Annotated in this window: 20 protein-coding genes; 1 reads left to right on the top strand and 19 read right to left on the bottom strand. The window is 39.0% G+C overall.

Annotated elements, in window-relative coordinates; genetic code table 11:
- Window positions 1-40: 40 nt before the first annotated feature.
- The 9 genes from SH603_RS05470 to SH603_RS05430 form a co-directional block, all read right to left on the bottom strand.
- Window positions 41-955, bottom strand: a complete 915-nt coding sequence (locus SH603_RS05470; RefSeq protein WP_019254029.1) for an aldose 1-epimerase family protein — start codon at window positions 953-955, stop codon at window positions 41-43.
- Between the two features lie 98 nt (window positions 956-1053).
- The gene (gene topA / locus SH603_RS05465; RefSeq protein ID WP_321534184.1) at window positions 1054-3174 is read right to left on the bottom strand and encodes a type I DNA topoisomerase; all 2121 of its coding nucleotides are present in this window, start codon (window positions 3172-3174) and stop codon (window positions 1054-1056) included.
- A gap of 121 nt (window positions 3175-3295) precedes the next feature.
- Window positions 3296-4171 (bottom strand): DNA-processing protein DprA, encoded by an 876-nt coding sequence (gene dprA / locus SH603_RS05460; RefSeq protein ID WP_321534183.1) that lies wholly within the window; start codon window positions 4169-4171, stop codon window positions 3296-3298.
- Window positions 4172-4221: 50 nt separating this feature from the next.
- The gene (locus SH603_RS05455; protein WP_169472517.1) at window positions 4222-4992 is read right to left on the bottom strand and encodes a ribonuclease HII; all 771 of its coding nucleotides are present in this window, start codon (window positions 4990-4992) and stop codon (window positions 4222-4224) included.
- The gene (gene ylqF / locus SH603_RS05450; RefSeq protein ID WP_019254033.1) at window positions 4985-5857 is read right to left on the bottom strand and encodes a ribosome biogenesis GTPase YlqF; all 873 of its coding nucleotides are present in this window, start codon (window positions 5855-5857) and stop codon (window positions 4985-4987) included. Before ylqF ends, SH603_RS05455 begins: the two co-directional genes overlap by 8 nt.
- A 20-nt stretch (window positions 5858-5877) precedes the next feature.
- Window positions 5878-6099: a YozE family protein gene (locus SH603_RS05445; protein ID WP_003670906.1), complete on the bottom strand. Its 222-nt coding sequence runs from the start codon at window positions 6097-6099 to the stop codon at window positions 5878-5880.
- An 18-nt stretch (window positions 6100-6117) separates the two neighbouring features.
- Window positions 6118-6720 carry a YpmS family protein gene (locus SH603_RS05440; RefSeq protein WP_065532863.1) on the bottom strand — a complete coding sequence of 201 codons (603 nt, stop codon included), beginning with the start codon at window positions 6718-6720 and terminating at the stop codon, window positions 6118-6120.
- A gap of 2 nt (window positions 6721-6722) precedes the next feature.
- Window positions 6723-7649, bottom strand: coding sequence for an SGNH/GDSL hydrolase family protein (locus tag SH603_RS05435; RefSeq protein ID WP_169471974.1), 927 nt, complete (start codon window positions 7647-7649; stop codon window positions 6723-6725).
- A gap of 173 nt (window positions 7650-7822) precedes the next feature.
- Complete coding sequence (locus SH603_RS05430; protein ID WP_153701982.1) at window positions 7823-8665, bottom strand: DegV family protein; 843 nt, start codon at window positions 8663-8665, stop codon at window positions 7823-7825.
- Window positions 8666-8843: 178 nt separating this feature from the next.
- On the opposite strand from SH603_RS05430, the gene trhA reads away from it, so the two are divergent.
- Window positions 8844-9488 carry a PAQR family membrane homeostasis protein TrhA gene (gene trhA, locus SH603_RS05425; protein WP_321534182.1) on the top strand — a complete coding sequence of 215 codons (645 nt, stop codon included), beginning with the start codon at window positions 8844-8846 and terminating at the stop codon, window positions 9486-9488.
- Here the strand turns inward: trhA and SH603_RS05420 are convergent.
- The 10 genes from SH603_RS05420 to SH603_RS05375 form a co-directional block, all read right to left on the bottom strand.
- The gene (locus SH603_RS05420) at window positions 9477-9965 is read right to left on the bottom strand and encodes a dihydrofolate reductase (RefSeq protein ID WP_169472520.1); all 489 of its coding nucleotides are present in this window, start codon (window positions 9963-9965) and stop codon (window positions 9477-9479) included. The genes trhA and SH603_RS05420 overlap by 12 nt on opposite strands.
- A 15-nt stretch (window positions 9966-9980) precedes the next feature.
- The gene (locus tag SH603_RS05415) at window positions 9981-10943 is read right to left on the bottom strand and encodes a thymidylate synthase (RefSeq protein WP_169471971.1); all 963 of its coding nucleotides are present in this window, start codon (window positions 10941-10943) and stop codon (window positions 9981-9983) included.
- A 17-nt stretch (window positions 10944-10960) separates the two neighbouring features.
- Window positions 10961-12871, bottom strand: coding sequence for an ABC-F family ATP-binding cassette domain-containing protein (locus tag SH603_RS05410; protein WP_169472521.1), 1911 nt, complete (start codon window positions 12869-12871; stop codon window positions 10961-10963).
- A 1-nt stretch (window position 12872) separates the two neighbouring features.
- The gene (locus SH603_RS05405) at window positions 12873-14084 is read right to left on the bottom strand and encodes a CCA tRNA nucleotidyltransferase (RefSeq protein ID WP_321534181.1); all 1212 of its coding nucleotides are present in this window, start codon (window positions 14082-14084) and stop codon (window positions 12873-12875) included.
- A gap of 125 nt (window positions 14085-14209) precedes the next feature.
- On the bottom strand, window positions 14210-15475 hold the full coding sequence (locus tag SH603_RS05400; protein WP_321534180.1) for a tetratricopeptide repeat protein: 1266 nt from the start codon (window positions 15473-15475) through the stop codon (window positions 14210-14212).
- A gap of 136 nt (window positions 15476-15611) precedes the next feature.
- Complete coding sequence (locus SH603_RS05395) at window positions 15612-15887, bottom strand: HU family DNA-binding protein (protein WP_003666054.1); 276 nt, start codon at window positions 15885-15887, stop codon at window positions 15612-15614.
- Window positions 15888-16096: 209 nt separating this feature from the next.
- Complete coding sequence (gene der, locus SH603_RS05390; protein WP_321534179.1) at window positions 16097-17410, bottom strand: ribosome biogenesis GTPase Der; 1314 nt, start codon at window positions 17408-17410, stop codon at window positions 16097-16099.
- A 229-nt stretch (window positions 17411-17639) separates the two neighbouring features.
- Window positions 17640-18890 (bottom strand): 30S ribosomal protein S1, encoded by a 1251-nt coding sequence (rpsA, locus tag SH603_RS05385; RefSeq protein WP_321534178.1) that lies wholly within the window; start codon window positions 18888-18890, stop codon window positions 17640-17642.
- 72 nt (window positions 18891-18962) lie between these two features.
- The gene (gene cmk / locus SH603_RS05380) at window positions 18963-19649 is read right to left on the bottom strand and encodes a (d)CMP kinase (RefSeq protein ID WP_003670893.1); all 687 of its coding nucleotides are present in this window, start codon (window positions 19647-19649) and stop codon (window positions 18963-18965) included.
- Window positions 19650-19722: 73 nt separating this feature from the next.
- On the bottom strand, window positions 19723-20292 hold the full coding sequence (locus SH603_RS05375; RefSeq protein WP_321534177.1) for a LysM domain-containing protein: 570 nt from the start codon (window positions 20290-20292) through the stop codon (window positions 19723-19725).
- Window positions 20293-20346: the final 54 nt, after the last annotated feature.

The following is a 20346-nucleotide window of genomic DNA, read 5'->3' as shown; positions in this document are numbered from 1 at the left end:
GAGACTGGAAATAATCATTTTCCCGGTCTCCTATTTTTAGTTAAAATGGCTTAATACTAAAGTGATAATTATCTGTTTCATTTGGTGCAAGACGGTGCATCCCTTGCTTATGAAGGAGGAGCCCATCAGCATTGACATTATCAGCTATTCCCCACCATGGTTCTACACATACAAATGGAGCTGTACTTGGATACTGCGACCAAACTCCCACGTATTCCGTATTAAAGGTATCAACTATGACCCCATGATTAGCAACAGTATCTGTTAATTTGGCTGTAAAATGGCCGCCATCTGTTTTGAAAATAATAGCATCCTTATTAAAAAGATCATGATTAAGTGATAATGAATCCCTCATATCAATCAATTGTGGATGAGTTGAATCGTTATAGGCGCCATCTAAAACGATCCGTGAATATTCTGTTGCCGGTTTAACGCTTAACTCTGTTTGTTCAAAACTCCCGGCACCAGTTAATGGCATATTAAAACCAGGATGTGCTCCAATAGCATAGATTAAGGTTTCATCTCCGCTCGGGTTCTTCACCGCATAGCTGATTTCAACCTTATCAACAACCAATTCGAATTTTACCTGAAGACTAAATGAAAAAGGGAATGCCTTCTTAGTTTCACTATCATCATGCTGTTCCATCACAACCATCGATGGTGTTTGCTCAATAACTTGAAATTTTCGATCACGTGCAAAACCATGTTGTGTTTGATGATAAGTTTGGTTGCCATATTGATATTGATCATCTTTTAAGCGGCCAACAAACGGAAAGAGGATTGGTGCTTGGCGATTCCATGAAGCGGGATCCCCCTGCCATAAGTATTCAATTTCGTTATCCTGCCGTTTAATACTATGTAATTGAGCACCTAATTCATCAATTTGCACAGTTAATTGTTGGTTTTGTAAAGTAATCATTGTTATCGATCCCTTCAATTGATAATCGTTTAACATTAAGTATATAAAAAAGGTTCCAAACGCACAATAGCAGATTTTGGAAACCTTTTCAATAAATATTTAAGTAAAATTCAGTAAAAACAAGCGCGACATTTTTACTTCTGAACTTCTTCTTTGTAGTCTCCATTTGGACAGACAACCTGTTTGCCACCCTTGACTTTCTTTTCAACGAGGAAGTGCCCATCCTTAGGACAATTACGTCCAATTGGTTTATCCCATGAAACAAAGTCACAATCTGGATAACGAGAACAACCATAGAAAGTTCGGTTCTTCTTTGACTTTCGTTCAACAACCGTTCCTTGCCCACACTTTGGACATGTAATTCCGGTATCTTTTACAATCGCCTTGGTGTTCCGACAATTTGGGAAGCGAGAACATGCATAGAACTTACCATAACGACCCATTTTAATAACCATGGGGGCTCCACAAATTTCACAATCTGTGCCAGCAAGCTCATCTTTCATCTCAATCTTATCAACCTCTTCTTCAGCTGCATCAACTTCTTTTGAGAATGGTTGATAGAATTTATCAACAACATTAATCCAGTTTTGCTTCCCTTCCTCAATCTCATCAAGTTTTCCTTCAATATCGGCAGTAAATTGGACATTGACAATATCAGGGAATTGCTTTTCGATAATTCGGTTGACAATTTCACCCAATTCAGTTGGTTCAAAGTGGCGTGATACAAGACGAACATAGTACCGTCGTTGAATCGTATCAAGGGTTGGCGCATAGGTTGATGGCCGACCAACGCCATTTTCTTCCAGAGTTTTAATAAGAGCCGCTTCTGTATAACGAGCAGGCGGTTGGGTAAAGTGCTGCGCTGGATCGTCCTTTATCATTTTTGCTTTGTCACCTTCAGTTAATTCTGGCAACAAGTTATCTTTTTCGGTTCCTCGCTTATATACTTTTGTAAACCCAGGGAACTTAACTTTTGATCCATTTGCACGGAAGTCGACCCCATTTTGCTGAAGGTTAACGCTCATCGTATCAATTACTTCTGCAGTCATTTGACTAGCTACAAACCGCGACCAAATCAAATTATAAAGTTTATATTGGTCAGGAGTTAAATATTGCTTCATTTTAGCTGGTGTCCGATAGACTGAAGTTGGCCGAATAGCTTCGTGGGCATCCTGGGCCCCTTCAGGTAATTTTCCCTTAACCGGCTTTATTGCCGCATATTCCGCGCCATAGTTTTCATGAATATAGTTAGACGCTTCATGCTTAGCAATTGATGCCACCCGAGTTGAGTCTGTCCGCATATAGGTAATCAACCCAACCGGTGCCCCTTCTTTAATGTCAATCCCTTCATATAACATTTGTGCTGCCATCATTGTCTTTCGTGTTCGGAAGTTTAAACGACGGTTAGCATCCTGTTGCATGGTCGAGGTTGTATATGGTGGCTGCGGTTGCCGCCGACGTTCTTTTTTGGTCACCTTGGTAACATCGAAATCTTTCTTTTTATCGATTTTAGAAAGGATTGCCTGAACATCATCATTATTCTTCAAGGAAACCTTCTTACCATTTTCACCGTAAAAACTAGCCTTGAATTCTTCTTTGCCCTTCTTGAAATCAGCATCAATTGTCCAGTATTCCTCTGGTTTAAAGTTTTTAATTTCATTTTCACGTTGAATAATCAGATAAAGGGCAACTGATTGAACACGACCAGCACTTAAGCCCTTTTTGACTTTCTTCCATAAAATTGGGCTAATTGAATATCCAACTAATCGATCTAATACCCGTCGTGCCTGCTGAGCATCCACGAGATCCATATTAATCTCTCGGGGTTCTTTAAAAGCTTCTTTAACAGCATCTTTAGTAATTTCATTAAAGGTAACCCGGTTCTTTTGATCATCGCCAAGCTTTAAAATATTTGAAACGTGCCAGGCAATTGCTTCCCCTTCACGGTCCGGGTCAGATGCAAGATATACGGCTTTCGCATTTTTAGCGTCCTTCCGTAGTTCCTTAATTACATCACCCTTCCCCCGAATTGAAATGTAATCAGGGGTGTAGTCATTTTCAATATCTACCCCCATCCGGCTTTTTGGCAAGTCCCGAATATGGCCTAAACTAGCCACAACCTTATAGGACCGGCCTAAAAATTTACCGATTGTTTTTGCCTTTGATGGTGACTCCACGATCACCAGATTTTTTTTAATTTTTGAACGGCGACGAGTTGTCTTTTTCGCCGTTGATTTGGTTGTTTTGGTTGCCATTCTGGTAGGCTCCTAACATTTTTAATATTTCATTCAATAATATTATTAATCCATTTGACTACCATCTGTCAAATATAATCTCTAACTGAACAAAAAATTTTAATCAACTTCTCACCAGAAATCAAGCCCTTGAATCGTACAGCCGAAACTCATCTAGCAGATCTTGGGCGCTGAGAATTGGTTTCGCGCCAGCTGCGATTAAACTGTTACATCCTACTGATAAGGGAGCATCAATTCTTCCAGGAATAGCGCATACAGACCGATTTTCATCTAAACCGATATTAGCTGTGATTAAACTCCCACTCCTTTTCTTTGCCTCGACAACCAAAACCACTTCGCTTAAACCTGCAATAATTCGATTTCGCTCTGGAAAATGATAAGCCACAGGTGGTTCACCCCGCCCATACTCAGAAATTACTAATCCTTGTCTGGCCACCTCATCTTGAAGGACTTGGTGATTTCGGGGATAAGCTTGATCTAAACCAGTCCCAATCACCCCGATAGTAAGGCCACCATGTTTTAGCGCCAGTTCATGGCTAAAACCATCTACTCCTTGAGCTAAACCACTGATTACTACTATCTGCCGCTTAATTACTGGTGGCAGCAATCCTCGTAAAGCGCTCTGTCCATAATTAGTTATCTGCCTAGTGCCAACAACACCAATTGAAGGCTGATGGAGCAAGCTCAGATTACCACGATAAAACAATACCAAGGGCGGACAGTACGTTTCTTTCAAGGTGATCGGGTATAACGGATCCGCAATCGTAATAAATTTTTCCTGACTGTTTAAGGCCACTGCTTGATCAAGCTCTGGACTGGTCCAATTATTTTTCAATGACGATGCACTTCGTAAGCTAACATTTGCATGGTCAATCAAATAGTCAATATTATTAAAACAGCGTGCCTGTTGAGCACACTCCCATAGACGATACTTTGAAACTAAGCCAATTCCGCGACATAAACTTAACCGTAATAGAAAATCATTTACTTGTAACATAAAAAAGCCTCCTTATATTTATATACGAAAGCTTTTTGAAAATGCATTTTTTAATTTAAATATTTTGGAACGGGATTAAAAGAACGCCGATGAATAGGAGTTGCCCCCATTTTTTCTAGGCCGGCTAAATGTTCTTTAGTCCCATAACCCATATTTTGTGCAAAACCATATCCTGGATAAACATAATCATAGTCTCGCATTAGGTGATCACGGTATTCTTTTGCGACAATACTGGCTGCAGCAACGCTAATACTCTTTTGATCCCCCATGATCAAAGTCGTCTGGGGAATATCAATTGCTAACGGGACAGCATCAACAATCAGATGATCTGGCCGATGGTGAAGGTGATTAATTGCCCGAATCATTGCATCCTGGGTAGCAGCATAAATATTCATTTGATCAATCACTGGCGCATCATTCACCGCGATGCTAACTTCAACCGCCTCATCAACAATCCGTAAATATAAATTTTCCCGTTCATGCCTAGTTAATTGTTTAGAATCAGTTACCCCTACCAGGTCAAAATCTGCATTTAAAATTACTGCACAAGTAACCACTGGTCCAGCCAATGGTCCTCTTCCTACTTCATCCATCCCTGCAATATACTGACATCCATTTTCCCAATAGTACTTTTCGTATTTGAACCGGTTATTGAACGCCTCTTCAGCTTCCTTCTGCCGTGCAAGTCGGCGCTCAAATTGCTGAATTGCCGTTTTAACACCCTTGCGCGAATCATCACGAATAGTTTGCAAGTAAGGATCAGTTGCATCTGTAATAGTTTGTAAACGGGCCTTAATTTGACTAATGGTTTCCTTATTCATTTAGTCCATCCTCATTTAAGTCAGCAGGTACTTCCAAAGTGATTGGTCCTAATTTTCCCTTTCGTAAGTCAAAAATCAACCGTTCACTAGCCCGGTCATAATCATCACGAAAGCCCATTTTAGCAGTAATCGTTAATAGTAAATCCGGATTGGTAACTGATTCGTCCAGATCTGCATCAGTTAAGTGGTAACGTTGCTTTAACACTTCTGGCTGGTGTTGCCGCAAGTAATCAAGGGCAAACAAAGCTACATCATCCTTTGCGTATAAGCTATCTTTAATTGCTCCCGTTAAAGCAAGCATTATTCCTTGCTTAGGAGTAGCAAATTTATGCCAAAGGACACCCGGAGTATCAAGTAATTCCAATTCTGCTGATGACCGTAACCATTGTTGTCCGGTAGTAACTCCTGGACGGTTTCCAGTAGCCGCGACGTTCTTTTTTACCAGGTGATTTAAAAGGGTTGATTTCCCTACATTGGGAACACCAACACACATTGCCCGAATCGGCCTCTTTTTCATTCCCTTGGCTTTTTCTTCTGCCAATTTATCTTTTAATATCTCTTTACTTTTAGCCGTTACAACTTTTGCCACGTTATTTTGCCGTGAATCAAGGGCAAGAACTGGCTGATTATGCTGCTCAAAGTACTTAATCCATTCATTTAATCGTTTCTGGTCTGCCAGGTCCGTCTTTGTCATAATTAAAAGTTTGGGCTTTTCTCCTGCAGCTAGTGCCACTTCTGGATTTTGTGACGAATAGGGGACACGTGCATCTACTAGCTCAAATAAAATATCTACTAGTGGCATTTGTTCACGAATTTGGCGTAATGCTTTTGCCATATGTCCTGGGAACCATTGAATTGTTGCCATTTGACTTTCTCCCTTCTTTTCTAATTCATTGCATCAATATACCGTTGCCAAGCTTCATCAAAAATTGTCATTGATGGCAAATAGTCAGCATTTTCTTCTAAATAATGCGAAATTTCATCAAAATCCTCTGAATGCTTAGGAAAAGTAGTATCCAAAAAAGCGTTGTTTGCAAACTGTTGAACTTCATCTGCACTATTCGGGTTTCGTTGAGTCATTAAAAACTGATAAAAACTCATTCTCATTTTAATTTCCTCCAATATTTATTCATTACTTGTTGGGACCGTGATTAAAAACTTAAACCGTCCTTCTTGCATGTTAATTTCCTGAGCCGAGTACTTAAGAGAACGGTGCTTGCTATAACGATTAAGGTCTAATAAAACTGTCTTCTTTTGTGGATTAATTGTTACCCATTTAGGAATATTATAATTCTTTGCAATATAACCCATCACAAATTTGATCGGGATATTTAACCGTCCAACGGAAAGTCCCCTAGCCCGCAACAAGACATTTCCGTTACTTAATCGTTCAGGAATAAAGTTAATAGCAAATCGCACCTTAGCCCCTAGAAACTTAGTATTTCCTGTCAAGGTAGCATACTGATCGCCAACAATAAAATCATAACGGATCTTTTGCCCTTTTAGAAACTGATTCAGGTAGTTAGCAGCTAAAGCATTCACCTGTTTTTTATTCAATTCAACCGTTACCGACGAATCGCTTGGCTTTACTGCTTTGCTAGTTGTAGTAGCAGGAGTTGGTGCAGTCGCCTTGTTCAATACAACCCCACAGCTAATTACAATCAAGGCTACTAAGCAAAAAAAGGCCCACTTCCACCAATTAATCTTTTTTTCTTCAGAATTTTTCATTTTTACCTCCGTGTGAATTCCCAGCTATCATGTTTTTGCATTACCTTAAATAATTGGTCAGCAATTTTGACGTATCCCGTATGATTAGGATGAAAATTATCTTCTGTTGAAATATATTTATTAAGGTTCTTATCCTTATGATTCATAATTTCAATGACCCGCTTTTGACTGACCTGCCCTTGGTTAGCCTTCTCTTCTTCCTTGATCAGCTGTTGTTGTTGACTCTTAGTCTGATATTGACCATATGACATCAACTTATTAATGTTCACAAAATACATTGACTTATAATTATTCATTGTATCTTGTGTAGTTTGGTTCCATTGATTAATTGACTTGTTGATAATTGTTACATCTGGGAAATAGGTATAGAAGGGATTATAAATGCTCATCACAAAAATAGGGGCCTTAGGATTTTCCTTTCGAACTGCATCAAATAGCTTAATTAATTTTTGTTGATAAGTTTTTTCGCCACTTTCAACACTACTAGTGACTTGCCGTTTAGAGCCCATTACATTTTTTTCCAGGATTTGCATCAGATCATTTCCACCAACAGTCATCGTAATCACATCCGCGCTCCGTAAGTCACTACGTAATTGAGATTGCTGATTTAATCGGTCAAGAATCTGGTCGGATCGGTCCCCTGTTACCCCGTAATTGACTGTTGTCACCTTAGTTTGGTGATAACGGTGTTCAATTTTTTCCTTAATTACCCCAACATACCCACCATTATTAGTTTCATCCCCTTGACCGTGAGTAAGGGAATCGCCTAGTGCAACCAGCTTTACATTTTTCTTTTCAACATACTTTGGTGTAACAACTTTTGAACTATTACTAGTTAAATTTGTAAAGTGGTTAACAGTATACCATCCCCCACCAATAATCATAATAGCCAAAAGCGATAACAATAGCCATTTAGTCCACTTTTTCATCTATTCTATAGTCCTTTATTTTAAGATTTTAAGAAGATAGAGGCTGGGAGAAAACTTTTTGCTTTCTCTCAGCCTCAACCGCTTTTATGAACAATAGTAAGAGAACGTGGAACTAGCTTTGCGTCGCCACAAAGCGGTTATTTTCCACTCTCTCCACTTATTTTTATCAAAGATTATTCTGTATAGTATAGCAAACAACAAGCACCCATTCCAGTGTGAGTTGCAATAATTGGCACTGTCTCTCGAACAGTAACCTCGATTTCTGGATAAAGTTCTTTTAGTTTTGCTAATAAGCGTTCTACTTCTTTGCCAGCATCGACATGAGAAATTCCAATTCGCTTAACTTTTGGTCCCCGTGCCATCTCATCTAAAATCTTATCCCATTCTTTATGCATTGATTTAATACCCCGGCCTTTTGATTCAATATGAATCTGACCATCATACACATGGAGCATAACTTTAATGTTTAATAGGTTAGAAATAGCACCAGCAAATTTACTGATTCGGCCACCAGCAACTAAATTATCAAGGTTATCAATTGCCAAGTAAAGTTCAGATTTACTAAGTACTTCTTTCATCTTAGCAATTGCATCCTCAACGCTGCCACCGTCTTCAATCACTTGGGCTGCTTCAAGTATTTCAAAGCCCATTACTTGGTCGGTTGACTGGGAATCGTAGACTGTAACTTTTGTCTTTGTCATTCCAGCCGCTTGTTCAGCCGCGTGGACGGTCCCACTAATTGATTCCATCATTGTAACGCATAATACTTCACTACCATCTTCACCTAGCTTATCAAACGCATCGACAAACTTTCCAATTGGTGGTTGGGAAGTCTTTGGTAGTGACTTAGCATTCTTCATCATTTCAGGGAACTGTTCGTTTGTAATTGTTTCACGCTCAACGTATACCGTCCCATCAATCATTACACTTAATGGTATAATTGTAATGTCATATTTTTTAATTTCTTCATCAGTTAATCCTGCTGATGAGTCACAAACAATTTTTATCTTTGCCATGAAACTTACCACTCTTCCTGAACAATTTGTGCTATAATTATCTAGTATTGAGAACTAGATAATTTATTTCAAGTACTATTATACTCAATTTTATCTAATTTTGTAGGATCAATTACTATTTATTTAGTATAACAAAAATATTTTAAAAATTCATTGGTCTTTGGAAAGGGGTTTTTTGATGGATACACAAAAAGAGACAAGAGATCGGCGTACTTTGTTAATAGAAATCGGTAATGCAGTTACTCATGGGATCGGGGCAGGACTATCGATCGCTGGCTTGATCTTGTTAATTATCAGAGCTGTTCAGACTGGTAGTCCCATGCGAATTGTTACCTTTACTATTTACGGAAGTGCTTTAATTCTTTTTTACCTTTCGTCAACCTTATTTCATGCCTTGATCTTTACACGAGCCAAACGGGTTTTTCAAATTCTCGACCATTCAATGATCTTTGTGCTTATTGCTGCAACCTATACTCCCTATTGTTTAGTTAGTATCCGTGGCTGTTTAGGCTGGACAATTTTCGGCGTGATTTGGGGCCTATCTGTTATTGGAATCGTGTATAAATGTATTTGGTTAAAACATAAAAGTAAATATTCAACCATTATTTACATTCTAATGGGCTGGCTATGTCTAGTCGCCTTCATGCCTCTCTGGCGTGCGCTTGGTCCAGTTGGCTTCGGCTTGCTCCTACTAGGAGGACTTTCCTTTACTCTTGGGGCCCTCTTTTACAGCCGGCCAACTGCATATACCCATTTGATTTGGCATATCTTTGTCCTCATTGGAACGATATTAATGTATTTCTCAATTCTTTTATACGTTTAGGTTCCATTCTTCAAAACGACAAACTAGCTGGTCATCTTTTTCATAATTATTACGGTTTACTAAATGCCAACGGTCATAATCGATCGTTGGCATTTTTGTATCTCCAACAATTTGCTTATTTATCACCGTTCGTGTTAGCTTTGTCGCCATTGGGAGTAATTGCTGATAGATCGTTGCCCCACCGATTACAAAATATTCGTTTGGATTTGCTTTAAGATATTCTTTAAGGGCGGCTAAAGAATGAACGACTTTCACTCCTTCAGTATCTATGTTCTGACTGGTAAGCACAATATTTTCTCGCTTAGGCAACGGTTTATTGCCAAGAGAAGCAAAAGTTTTTCGCCCCATTATAATTGGGTGACCAGTAGTTTTTGTCTTAAAATGCTTCATATCAGCCGAAACATGCCACGGAATTGTATTATCTTTGCCAATCCAGCCATTTAAATCTTCGGCCCAGATTAAATTCAGCTCACTCATTTTGAACCACTCCTTTTAAACTGCTACGGGCGCCTTGATTGCCGGCTCATGAGTATATCCTTCTAACTTAATATCAGTCATTTCATATTGATCGACCGGTTTTGGTTCAGCAGGTAAAATCAATTTAGGAGCTTCATGAGGTGTTCTTGTCAGCTGTTCTTTAACTTGATCAAGGTGGTTCAGATAAATGTGAGCATCCCCTAAAGTATGAACAAACTCGCCAGGTTCTAGACCGCATTGATGAGCAATCATATGCGTCAATAAGGCATAACTAGCGATATTGAATGGAACCCCTAAAAAGATGTCGGCACTCCGTTGATAGAGCTGACAACTAAGCTTTCCATCATTAACATAAAATTGGAACATGGTGTGACATGGAGGAAGAGCCATGGAAGGAACATCTTCTGGATTCCAAGCTGAAACAATCATCCGCCGTGAATCCGGAGTAGTTTTAATCTGCTGGATAACGTTAGCGATTTGATCAATTGTGTCGCCTTGACTCGTCTTCCATTTTCGCCACTGACTTCCATAAACAAGCCCCAAATCGCCATACTTTTGGGCAAAATCATCATCTTCAAGAATTCGCTGACAAAATGCTTTTTTTTCTTGGAGATAGACCTGCTTAAACTCTGGATCTTTAAGCCAGCGGTGACCAAAGTCTGCCATATCTGGGCCTTGATATTCAGCACTTTCCACCCACTTCTTAAATGCCCATTCATCCCAAATATGATTCTTGTGTTGAAGTAAGAAGCGAATGTTAGTGTCACCTCGTAAAAACCATAGTAATTCACTCTTAATCAAACCAAATGGGACTTTCTTGGTAGTTAAAATAGGAAAACCTTTACTTAGGTCAAACCGCATCTGATATCCGAAAACAGATTTAGTACCTGTTCCTGTCCGATCACCCTTTTGATGTCCATTCGTCAAAACATAACGAATTAAGTCTAAGTATTGCTCTTCATTTACATTTGTTGCCATCCTTATGTTCCCTTTCTTTACTCGTCAACGTATGTGCTTAAATACTCCCAACGAGCTGTCTTTTCATCAATTTTTTCTTGTATTTCATTTAGCTGCTTTTGTAACTTAGCAATTTTCGTATAATCGCTTGCCGCTTCAGCCATTTCATTTTCTAATTGCTGATGCTGTTGATCAAGGGCGTCTAATTCTTCATCAATATGATCCCACTCGAGTTGTTCAGCATAAGTAAGTTTTGTTTTTTCTTTCTTAGCTGGTTCTTGCTTACTTGCCTGCTTTTTGGCAACGGCTTTTTGATCATTTTTAAGCTCTTTACCCTTATCTGCTTCTTCCTTTTTAGCAGTTAAATAATCAGTAAACCGTCCCGTATAACGCTCAATATCTCCATTTCCGTTGAAGACTAGCAAATTGTCAGCCACTTTATCTAAGAAATAGCGATCATGAGAAACTGTAATTACAGTTCCCGCAAAATTATCTAGGTAATCTTCAAGAACTGTTAATGTTCCAATATCAAGGTCGTTAGTTGGCTCATCCAGTAATAAGACATTGGGCTGCTGCATTAAGATCTTTAAGAGGTATAATCGTCGCTTTTCACCCCCAGAAAGCTTGCGGATCAAAGTACCATGCATAAAACGAGGAAATAAGAAACGTTCTAATAATTGGGTAACGCTGAGCTTATTGCCATCTTTATCAGTAACATTATCTGCAATTTCGGACAAGAAACTAATCATCCGCTTATCATTGTCAATTCCTTCTGTTTGCTGGGTATAATATCCTAACTTAACGGTTTCACCAATCTTAAGGACACCACTATCTAGGGGGACACGTTGGGCAATCACGTTTAATAAACTCGTCTTACCTGCCCCGTTTTCACCAGTAATTCCAATTCGATCGCCTGCCTGAACAAGCCAATTGAAGCCATGGAGGATTTGGTGATTATCAAATTTTAAGTTGGCATCCTTAAATTGAATAACATCTTTCCCTAGACGTTGTGATCCAAGATTAATAGCAATATCTTCATCCGTTTTAAGATTACCGATTTTTCCTTCTAATTCGTGGAACCGATTGATTCGCCCCTTTTGTTTTGTGGAACGGGCTTTTGCACCTGTCCGCATCCAGGCTAATTCTTTTTTATATAACTGTTGATTCTTTTTCTCAGTATCTTTAGCTAATTCTACTCGTTCCGCCTTTTTTGCTACAAAGTCCTGATAATTTCCCTCGTAGTGGTAAAGTTTACCAAAAGATAGTTCCCAGATATGATTTGTAATTTGATCAAGGAAGTACCGATCATGGGTAACAACAAGGACGGCACCCTTATAACTACGAAGAAAATCTTGGAGCCAAACTACCGAATCGAGGTCTAAGTGGTTAGTCGGTTCATCCAGTAATAAGAGATCTGGCTGTTGAATTAAAACTTGTGCTAACCCAACCCGTTTCTTTTGTCCTCCAGAAAGTTGAGCAATCTTTTGACTTACATCTTTTATCTTTAACTGGGTCAGAATCGTCTTCACCCGACTATCTGCTTCCCATGCATCTTCTTGGTCCATCCGTGCCTGCATTTTTGTGTAACGATCAATTGCTTGTGGATCTTCTGGATGCTTTGTGAAGCGTTCAAGAGCCAGCTCATATTGACGAATCGTTTCGAAGACTGGTTGTTTACCTTCAAAAACAGCTTCCATGATTGTTTTGTTTTCATCAAGTTCAGGCTGCTGCTTTAAATAACCGATCGTATAATCATTCGGTTTAGTAATCTGACCGCCGCCTTCTGGGTTTACTTCCCCACTAATTACGTTAAGAAGACTGGTCTTTCCACTTCCATTAACACCAATCAGTCCAATTCGATCATTTTCATTGATAATAAACGAAATATTATCAAATAAGGTCTTTTCACCGTATGTGCTGGTTAGACTCTCTGCACGCATTGTTTGCATATTATCCCTCTTTCGTTATCTCTTCTACTTTTTCTAATAAGGCTGTTGCATCGTTAACTATCTCGCCATTTACCACTGCCAGCGTTAATTGCTGAAGAATCTTCCCCATCAAAGGTCCCGGTTTTACCCCCGCTTTAGTAATTAATGCTCGACCATCAATTGCTAATTCTTTAGCGTTTTTAATTGGTAACTTTTGATAAGCTTTTTGCAATTCTTCATCATTAATTGCCCATCCATATAACTTAGCTACTTGGTTAGCATCATGGAGAGCTGTTTCACCGGTATTAAACATTAGTGTTGGTGTAAGCGCACGTTGACGAATTGCTTGGACTGCTGGAACTACCTTTTTGACTTGCGCAATTAAATCATTTGCTGTCTTCCACTTCTTTAAGAATTTACTAATTTCTTTTTGATCAAGCTGGAGTTGTAAGCTTAAAACTGACCACAATTGAGCCTCATTTTCCAAATGCCATTGGTTAAGGATTAATAAAGCCGATAAAGCAGCTTGCGCATTTTCCAAACCTGGACAATATTGGTACAATCCAGTCGCAATAAAATCTTTTAAGCCCGCTACTGGATTTTGACCTAACAATAGTTTTTCTAACTCAACCCGGATTCGTTCAACTGCAATTTTTTCTAATAATGGTGCATTTTCTTTAATCCCTTTTAATGTTGCAGTATCAATGACAAAATCAAGCTTACTTGCAAAACGCACAGCCCGCATCATCCGTAAAGCATCTTCATGAAAACGTTCATTAGGATTGCCAACCGCTTTAATAAGATGTTTTTGCAAGTCTTCTAGTCCGTCAAACAGATCAATAACTTCCCCATCTTCGCGTAAGGCGAGGGCGTTAATTGTGAAGTCTCGACGCTGGAGATCTTCACTTAATGAACGAACAAAAGTCACTTTATCAGGACGGCGGTAGTCTTGGTAACCTGACTCGGTTCTAAAAGTAGTCGTTTCATATCCCGTTCCATGGTCGAGAATCATAACTGTACCATGTTCAATTCCAGTATCAACAGTGTGGTTAAAAATCGCCTTTATTTCACTAGGGTAAGCACTCGTTGCTATATCTATATCATGAATCTCATCATGCAAGATAGTGTCACGGACACAACCGCCAACAAAATATGCTTCGTAGCCAGCCTCCTCTATTTTTTGTAAGACAGGGCGTGCTGGTTCAAATATAGCTGGTAATTGTTTTATTTTCATTTAATCATGTCCTCATTTTGATAATCAAAGTTGATTATAACAAATTAAGTTACTACTAAAAAGAGACAGGAAGCGTAAAGAACGGTTAAAATCGTTAACGTTTCCTGTCTCATTTAAATTAAAAATTATTTGTAATCTTCATATTGGTCATAGAGATCTTGCATTTCAGTGTCTGTTGGGACTAACCGGAGATAGTGTTCTAATTCATCCATTAACTTATCAGTTTCACCAGTTTCGCGGTAGTAATTAATTAGTTCTTTTAAAAATGTTGGATTTTCACTATAAGCCGGCAAAGCAGCTTCATAATATTTTCCGGCTAATTCAAGCTGATCAGTTCGTTGATATGACCGTGCTAGATTCCAATATAATTGTGGATCAGTCTCATCTTCTTTTACCAATGGACTTAAAAGCTTAATATTTGCCTCATCATCGTGTTGGTGAAGCAAGAAATTACTATATTGCAAGGTAATTGTCATATTCTCTGGAGCAAGTTCATGCGCCTTTACCAAGTATTTCTTCATTAACTTTTGATCGCCAAGGTGACTGGTAATTTCAGCTGCGTGTGAATAGAGGTATTCATTGTATTGATCAACACTGAGCCCTTCTTGGACAACCCGTAATGCTTGCTGATACTTGTTTTCTTTTTCATACGCCTTTGCTAGTTCAGGATAAGCAGATGCATATTGGTTATCATCGTTGATAAGATCCTCTAAAGTTTTTATTGCCTTCTCAGTATCTCCTAATTGAAGTTGGGTCAGCCCCTTTTGGAAACGAATATCACTAGTCTGGTATTCCGGTTTAACCTGATTGAAGTACCCTAAAGCCTTCTTAAACTGACCGCTCTGAGCGTAACAAATCCCTAGACGTCCCGCAATATCAACTTTTGCAAAGTCAGTATACCCATTTTTAATTAGTTGGAAGTAATATTGGATTGCTTCAGAATATTGGCCAACCATAAAGTAAAATTCACCGAGTGCAAATTCAACAGCTGGTTCGTCGGGAGCCAATGCATAAGCTTCTTTTAATTTTTCCTCCGTTACTTCAAATTCTTCTTCGGTTTGATATAAGTCCGCTGCAACCAGTAATGATTGAACATAAGCTGGCGAGTCTGGTTTAATCTGGGCTAAGTATGATAAAGCTTCGTCATTATGTCCCTCATCAATTGCAATCGTCGCTAAATTAGTCTTTAATTCGTCTTCATCGGGATAACGATCTAATAATTTTAAGTAAATCGTTCGTGCCTGTTGAAGAAAGCCTAATGCATATAATTCTTCTGCAAGGCTAAATAACATATCATCATCATCATTAATTAGTGCGAGTTTAAATGAGTTTTGGGCTTCTTTTAACTTTCCTGCTTCTAATTGATCAAGCATTTGTTCTGAGTAGGTCATATTATGCCCTCCTTTTACTATCATTTTTAAATATATCACAATCGATGATTTTAAGCATTGAACAGGCCTTTTAAAAAGAAAAGAGACTGGGAAGAGTAAGTTCTTTCCTAGTCTCTTTTTAACATTTAACTGTTAATTACTTAACAGCGTCCTTTAAAGCTTTACCAGGCTTGAATGCTGGTACCTTGCTTGCAGGAATGTTGATTTCTTCTCCAGTTTGTGGGTTGCGGCCCTTACGTGCAGCACGTTGACGTACTTCGAAGTTACCGAAGCCGATCAATTGAACCTTTTCACCCTTAGCTAAAGATGCTTGAATTGAACTGAAAACAGCATCTACAGCTGCAGTAGCATCCTTCTTGGTTAAGCCAGTTGCAGTAGCAACATTGCTTACTAATTCTGCTTTGTTTGCCATGTTGTTTCACCTCCCACGAATAACGAGAGTGTTAAACTCACGTCTGTGAATGTTAATTTTGAGTGGTCCAAAATTAACGAAATAACTACGAGAAGTTCGTATCATTTCATTGTTAAGATTAGCATAGTGAAAGCCTGCTGACAAGCGGTTTTCTCAACTTCTAGCCGCATTTTTAATGTTTTTTCATTTTACAATGAATTCTTTAACTTTTACTGCCGCTGACGCTTGATTAAATGGATCGGTGTACCAGAAAAGTTAAAGGCCTTTCGAATTTGATTTTCCAAATAACGCTCATAGGAGAAGTGCATTAACTCTGGATCATTAACAAAGATAACAAATGTTGGTGGTTCGGTTGCAACCTGTGTCCCATAGTATACTCGCAAACGCCGACCATTTTGTGTTGGAGTCGGATTGGCAGCAATTGCATCCATCAAAACATCATTTAAGACTGCCGATTGGATCCGTTGACGGTGATGCTGATATACTTCTTCGATCAATCCCGGTAATTGATTTAACCGTTGCTTTGTCTTCGCTGAAACGAAAATAATTGGTGCATAACTGAGGTATTGGAATTCTTGTCGAATCAAATTAGTGAAGTCTGTCATCGTTCGGTGATCTTTTTCTTTTAATGTATCCCACTTATTAACGACGATAATAACCCCACATCCTGCTTCGTGGGCATATCCAGCAATATGCTTATCTAATTCGCGAATACCTTCTTCTGCATTTAGGACAACAAGTACAACATCACTATCATCAATTGCCCGCATGGAACGCATTAATGAATAACGCTCAGTGTTCTCATAAATTTTTCCTTTTTTGCGAATTCCAGCAGTATCAACCATCGTAAATTTTTGTCCATCCGCTGTTTCAAATTGAGTATTAATGGCATCACGGGTAGTTCCGGCAACGTTAGATACAATTACCCGATTCTCACCTAAAATTGCGTTAACTAGTGATGATTTCCCGACATTAGGACGACCGATAAAGCTGAAGTGAATGGAGTCGTCCTCATCATTAGCGGCGTTATCAGGAAACTCTTTAATAACCGCATCCAAAAGGTCACCCATTCCAATACCGTGAACGCTTGAAACTGCATATGGCTCCCCTAAACCAAGAGAATAGTAATCATAAATATCACTACGCCGTTCTGGATTATCGACTTTATTAACAGCTAGAACCACTGGTTTATTAGAGCGATATAAAATTCGTGCTACTTGCTCATCAGCATCAGTCACTCCGTTCTCTACATCGGCAACAAAGATTATTACATCTGCTTCATCAATAGCAATTTCTGCTTGTTGACGAATCTGTGTTAATAATGGTTGATCTGATATTTCAATCCCACCAGTATCAATCATGCTAAAATGTTTTCCTAACCATTCAGCATGAGCATAAATACGGTCTCGAGTAACTCCAGGAGTATCTTCAACAATTGAAATCCGTTCTCCTGCAATACGATTGAATAATGTTGATTTTCCAACGTTTGGACGACCAACAACTGCTACGATTGGATTTGCCAATCTTTCCACCTTCTTTCATTTTATTTTAAATGATTAAAGAGGGAGTGGGAAAGAAGTCGCTTGCGACTTCGTCTTCCCACCCCCGCGAGGATGGCTAGGCGTTCCAGCCGTTGATTTATCAACGTTCGGAATCCAGCCAGCTACCGCGCTACTGTATAAATACCTTTAAAAAAGTAAAGAGACTGAGTTAATTCCCAGCCTCCCCTTAAAAGATAATTAATTTAAGAAACTAGTTCCGTAGGTCCTTAAGCTTGTCACCAATTAAGTCACCCATTGAGAAGCCACTTTCTTCTTCTGGAGCATTGTTCATGAAGCTCCGGTTGTTATTGTTACGACGTGAACGACGACGACCACGGTAGTTTTCATCGTTGTTATTGTTGCTTTCGTCTTCCTTTGGACGTTCTTCAAGAGCCTTCATTGATAAGCCAAGACGTTGGTGTTCAGGATCAACATTGATTACCTTAACTTGTACTTCTTGACCTGGCTTAAGAACATCTGCAGGTGTAGCAATATGCTTGTGTGAGATTTGTGAAATGTGAACTAAACCTTCAACACCAGGGAATACTTCAACGAAAGCACCAAAGCTAGTCAAACGCTTAACAGTACCAGTTAATACGCTGTCAACTGGAGCCTTTTCTTCAATATCATCCCATGGTCCTGGTAAAGTTTGCTTAATGGATAATGAAATCCGTTCACGTTCAGGGTCAACGCTTAATACCTTAACCTTAACATCTTGACCAGCAGTCAATACATCAGAAGGCTTGTCAACGTGATCGTATGAAATTTCAGAAACGTGAACTAATCCATCAACGCCGCCAAGGTCAATAAATGCACCGAAGTTAGTCATCCGTGCAACTTTACCTTCAACAACATCACCTGGTTGTAATTCAGCAAATACCTTTTCAGCAGCCTTTTCGTGTTGAGCTTGAATAATTTCCTTGTGTGAAAGAATCAAACGGTTTTCGCTTGGTTCGATTTCAACAATCTTGAATTCAAGTTCTTGGCCTTTAAATTGATTAAGGTCTTCAACATAGTGATCAGTAATCATTGAAGCAGGGACGAAGCCACGAACTCCAGCATCAACGACTAATCCACCCTTAACAGCTTGAGTGACTTTGGCGGTAATGTGTTCACCTTCATCAAATTTCTTTTGAATGTCATCCCATACCTTACGGGCTTCAAGACGACGGTGAGAAAGAAGGTAGCTACCATTTTCCTTATCGTTACCGATCTTAGAAATGACAACTAAGTCTAATTCGTCACCTACTTTTACAGCATCATTGATGTCTTCAACTGGCTTGGTTGATAATTCCTTAGCAGGGACGACACCTTCAACCCCTGCATCTTTAATACCAACGATAGCTTGACGATCGTCATCGATTGCCAAAACTTCACCCTTGACAACATCGCCCACCTTAACTTGTTCAATGCTATCAAGCGCTTCTAACATATCGTTTTTATTTTCGTTGTTTTCAGCCATTAAAAAAAATCCTCCTTGCAACAATCAACTCTAAAAGATATTTTACTAAAATTTGTTTCACATTTCCAGTATTTAGGCTAATTCATCTTGTGTTTTTTTAATTATTTTACTGATTTCACTCACAACTTCATCAATTGTCATATTTGTTGTATCCAATTTGATTGCATCGGGTGCTTGTGTAAGAGGTGAAACTTTTCGCGTTGAGTCTTTTTTATCTCTTAATTCAATTGCTTTTTGTAATTCTTCAAGCGACGTTGTATTAATCCCTTTTGCCTGGTTTTCAGCATATCGCCGTCGTGCCCGTTCATAGGCACTCGCTACCATGAATATCTTTACAGGTGCTTGTGGTAAAACAGTTGTACCAATATCCCGTCCATCCATCACAATTCCACCATTTTCAGCAATTTGCCGCTGTTGCTTAGTCATCTCTTCGCGAACAGCTGGAACTGCCGCTACAGCAGATACATTTGCCGCTACTTTCGGCAACCGGATATCATGAGTCACCTCTTTGCCATCCAAGAAAACTCTTTGTTCAGTTTCACCAGGCTCAAAATCAATTTTTATTTGCCGAGCAATTTCAGCAACCTTTTTATCATCTTTTGGATCAATGCCCTGGTTTAATGCTGCTAATGTAACAGCTCGGTACATTGCGCCGGTATCACAATAGACATAATTAAACTTTTTTGCTACTAATTTGGCGACCGTACTCTTTCCTGCTGAGGCCGGACCATCAATTGCTACTTGCAATCCCTTACACATTATTAGTTATTCACTCCTCTATTTTCAATCCAATACACTACTTTATCAGAAAATTGCTGCTAATACTCTATTTTTAACGATAACGGTTTGTATTTTCTGTATTATTGTAGCGATTATAGGTTTGGTTATTGTTATAACGCTGCTGATAACCACTGTAGCGATTAGGAGCAGTCCGGTTTTGATACCCATTACCGTAACGATAACTACTACTATATCGATAATAGCTACTACTGCTTTGCGGAGCACTATAACTTTGGCTGGTTTGCATCGAACTTGATTCTTCAATACTTGAAGAAGAGGATTCACTACTGCTTACACTAGATTCTTTCTTTGAATGCTCACTAGAGGTACTCGAACTGTGAGATTCTTTTTTTTTACTATTTTCAGAACTAGCAGCTACTTGTTCAGTTCTCACCGGATGATTAAAGGACAGTTTATTATTAATCCAATAAATAAGTGGTGTAGCGGCGAGAACGATAATTAACACGATTAAGATCGTAGTAATCATTGAATTATGTGATCGTTGCTTACGGTGTTCTGTTCGTGACAAATGGCCATCACTATCAAGGTCTTCGTTATCTGTAAACTTTTTATCCCATAATTCATCATTAGCTCGTCGGCTCTCTTTCCGTTCCTCACTCAAAGTAATCATGCCTCCTTATTTTGAGAATTAACATTCTGATTGTATCGCAAACTT

The organism is Limosilactobacillus reuteri, assembly GCF_034259105.1.
Classification (GTDB): Bacteria; Bacillota; Bacilli; order Lactobacillales; family Lactobacillaceae; genus Limosilactobacillus; species Limosilactobacillus reuteri_G.
The sequence above is the reverse complement of the archived record's forward strand: the minus strand, read 5'-3'. Positions and strand labels throughout refer to the sequence as shown.